Source organism: Micromonospora sp. I033 (assembly GCF_053890995.1).
Genome location: NZ_JBSSLX010000351.1, coordinates 1 through 3,359 on the forward strand (window position 1 = coordinate 1; position 3,359 = coordinate 3,359).

General features: G+C 71.4%; 3 protein-coding genes. 2 read left to right on the top strand and 1 reads right to left on the bottom strand.

The window, feature by feature from the left end:
- Nucleotides 1-84: 84 nt before the first annotated feature.
- Nucleotides 85-1,248 carry an acyl-CoA dehydrogenase family protein gene (locus ACW0Q9_RS29885; protein WP_091260157.1) on the bottom strand — a complete coding sequence of 388 codons (1,164 nt, stop codon included), beginning with the start codon at nt 1,246-1,248 and terminating at the stop codon, nt 85-87.
- Nucleotides 1,249-1,490: 242 nt separating this feature from the next.
- On the opposite strand from ACW0Q9_RS29885, the gene ACW0Q9_RS29890 reads away from it, so the two are divergent.
- Both ACW0Q9_RS29890 and ACW0Q9_RS29895 read left to right on the top strand, forming a co-directional pair.
- Nucleotides 1,491-2,918, top strand: a complete 1,428-nt coding sequence (locus tag ACW0Q9_RS29890) for a UDP-glucose dehydrogenase family protein (protein WP_456187015.1) — start codon at nt 1,491-1,493, stop codon at nt 2,916-2,918.
- Between the two features lie 161 nt (nt 2,919-3,079).
- Nucleotides 3,080-3,359: hypothetical protein (locus tag ACW0Q9_RS29895; protein WP_456187017.1), on the top strand; the 280-nt coding region annotated here is incomplete at its 3' end.

Here is a 3,359-nt window from a genome sequence, read left to right on the forward strand (position 1 = left end):
CGGAGGGCACCACCGAGATCCGTTGACGACCGCGGGCGGGCCGGTCACCCGGCCCGCCCGCCCGATCGTCGCCCCGGAGGGTCGTCAGCCCTTGAGCAGCTGCCGCGCCATGACGATGCGCTGCACCTGGTTGGTGCCCTCGTAGATCTGAGTGATCTTGGCGTCCCGCATCATCCGCTCGACCGGGTAGTCCCGGGTGTAGCCGTAGCCGCCGAGCAGCTGCACCGCGTCGGTGGTGATCTCCATGGCGGCGTCCGAGGCGAAGCACTTGGCCGCCGCGCCGAAGTAGGTCAGGTCGGCGTCGCCCCGCTCGGACTTGCCGGCGGCGGTGTAGGTGAGCTGCCGGGCCGCCTCCAGCTTCATGCCCATGTCGGCCACCATGAACTGGATGCCCTGGAAGTCGGCGACCGGCTTGCCGAACTGCTTGCGCTCCTGGATGTAGCCCTTGGCGTAGTCCAGCGCGCCCTGCGCGATGCCGACCGCCTGCGCGGCGATGGTGACCCGGGTGTGGTCCAGGGTCCGCATGGCGGTGGCGAAGCCGGTGCCCTCGGCGCCGATCATCCGGTCGGCCGGGATCCGGACGTTGTCGAAGTAGACCTCGCGGGTCGGCGAGCCCTTGATGCCGAGCTTCTTCTCCGGCGCGCCGAAGCTCACCCCGGCGTCGGACTTCTCCACCACGAAGGCCGAGATGCCCTTCGAGCGGGCTGTGGGATCGGTCACAGCGAAGACCGTGTAGTACTCGGAGACGCCCGCGTTGGTGATCCACCGCTTCACGCCGTTGAGCACCCAGTGGTCGCCGTCGCGGACCGCCTTGGTCGTCATCGAGGCGGCGTCGCTGCCCGCCTCCGGCTCGGAGAGGCAGTAGGAGAACATCGCGTCGCCGGCCGCCACCGGGGTCAGGTACTTCCGCTTCAGCTCCTCGGAGCCGGCCAGGATCAGCGGCATGGTGCCCAGCTTGTTCACCGCCGGGATGAGCGAGGAGGAGGCACAGGCGCGGGCCACCTCCTCGATGACGATGGCCGTGGCCAGCGCGTCCGCGCCGGCGCCGCCGTACTCGACGGGGATGTGCGGGGCGTGGAAGTCGGCGGCCCGCAGCGCGTCGTAGGACGCCTTCGGGAACTCACCCGTCTCATCCGCCTCGGCGGCGTGCGGAGCGACCTTCGCCGCACAGACCTCCCGGACCGCCTCCCGGATCGCCTCGTGCTCCTCCGGCAACCGGTAGACGTCGAACGACTGCTCTGCGGGCATGTCGGCCCTCCCCTTTCGCTATCATGCGCAGTCTGTGACGCTCGGAGGCCGCCGACTGCCGCAGACTGAAGGATAGCCACCAGGTTCAGCCGGACCTTACCGGCGGGTAGGCTCGCGCACGAGCGGGGGCGACAGGCCACAACTACCCTCACCTCCAGAGAGTTTCCCTCGGTGCCGGCCCATGGCGCCCCAGCCGAACGCGACGCAAGGAAGCGCCGCCAGTGCGAGCGGAGAAGACAGGCGTGACGATCCCGTACCCGAACACCCAGCCGATGCCCGCCATCGCCGCGGTGACGCCGCCCTCGGGCGCGGCCCGACCCCGGGTGACCTTCCTGGGCACCGGCTACCTCGGCGCGACGTACGCCATCTGCTACGCCGAGCTGGGCTACGAGGTGCTCGGCTTCGACGTGGACGCGGACAAGATCGCGAAGCTGAACGCCGGCGAGGTGCCGATCCACGAGCCCGGCCTGGACGAGCTGCTCCGGCGCAACCTGGCCAGCGGCCGGCTCCGGTTCAGCACCGACATCCAGGAGACCGCCGACTTCGGCGACGTGCACTTCATCTGCGTCGGCACCCCCCAGCGGGCCGACGGGATGGGCGCCGACCTGTCGTACGTCGAGGCGTCGGTGACCAGCCTCGCCCAGCACCTGACCCGCAAGGCGCTGATCGTGGGCAAGTCCACCGTGCCAGTGGGCACCGCCGAGTGGGTGGAGCAGCTGGTCGGCAAGCACTCCCCGGCCGACCTGGGCGTCGAGGTGGCCTGGAGCCCCGAGTTCCTCCAGGAGGGCTTCGCCGTCGACGACGTGCTGCGGCCCAACCGGATCGTGGTCGGTGTCAAGAGCGAGTGGGCCAACGGCATGCTCTACGCCGCCCACAAGGGCGTCTTCGACCTGGCCGCCACCGAGGACCGCGAGGTGCCGCTGGTGGTCACCGACTTCGCCACCGCGGAGCTGGTCAAGGTCGCCGCGAACGCCTTCCTGGCCACCAAGATCTCCTTCATCAACGCGATGGCCGAGGTCTGCGAGGCCGCCGGTGGCGACGTCACCCAGCTCGCCCGCTCGATCGGCTACGACCCCCGGATCGGCAACCGCTTCCTCCAGGCCGGCCTCGGCTTCGGCGGCGCCTGCCTGCCCAAGGACATCCGGGCCTTCCAGGCCCGCGCCCAGGAACTCGGCGCCGGCGAGGCGCTGCGCTTCCTGCACGAGGTGGACCTGATCAACCTCCGCCGGCGGACCCGGGTCATCCAGCTCGCCGCCGACCTGCTCGGCCGCCGCTCCGGCCCGGCCGGCCCCGACCTCTCCGGCACCCGGATCGCCGTGCTGGGCGCCACCTTCAAGCCGAACACCGACGACGTCCGGGACGCCCCGGCCCTCGCCGTCGCCGCGCTGCTCGGCAAGGCCGGCGCCGACGTGCACGTCTTCGACCCGCAGGGCGTGGAGAACGCCCGCCGGGCGGTGCCGGAACTGACCTACGAGGCGACCATGAACGACGCCGTCCGCGGCGCCGACCTGGTCTGCGTCCTCACCGAGTGGGCCGAGTTCCGCAACGCCGACCCGGTCGCCCTGGGCGAGCTGGTCAACGGCCGCAAGGTGGTCGACGGCCGCAACTGCCTGGACTCCACACTGTGGACGCAGGCCGGGTGGGAGTACCGCGGCATGGGCCGCCCCTGACCCCGTGAACCGTCGGCCGGCCGGCCGGGGACCTGATCCCCGGCCGGCCGGTCCTTTTTGTTGTCCGGAACGCGCCGGCAACAGTCGAAATCCCGGCCCGGTCAAGGCATGCTGCGACTGGGAGGTCCACCGCGCGGGGGCCGACCGGACGGGAGAGTGTCGTGCAGACCTTCAGGTGCGCCTCGTGCGGGCGGGAGATCAAGCCCGCCGTCGTCTGCCCGCACTGTGGGGCGGACCAGCCACAGTGGGCCGAGCACCTGGCCGAGATCGAGCGCTCGATCGCCGAGATGAAGGCCCGCGACGCCGAGATCGCCCGCGAGCAGCGGCAGATCGCCGCCAAGATGCAGGCCGCACTCTTCCAGCGGGACATCCTGGCGCACGCCGGCGAGGAACGGATCAAGCAGGCCACCCGTCCGCGCCGGGTGCTGCGCCGCCGACCCG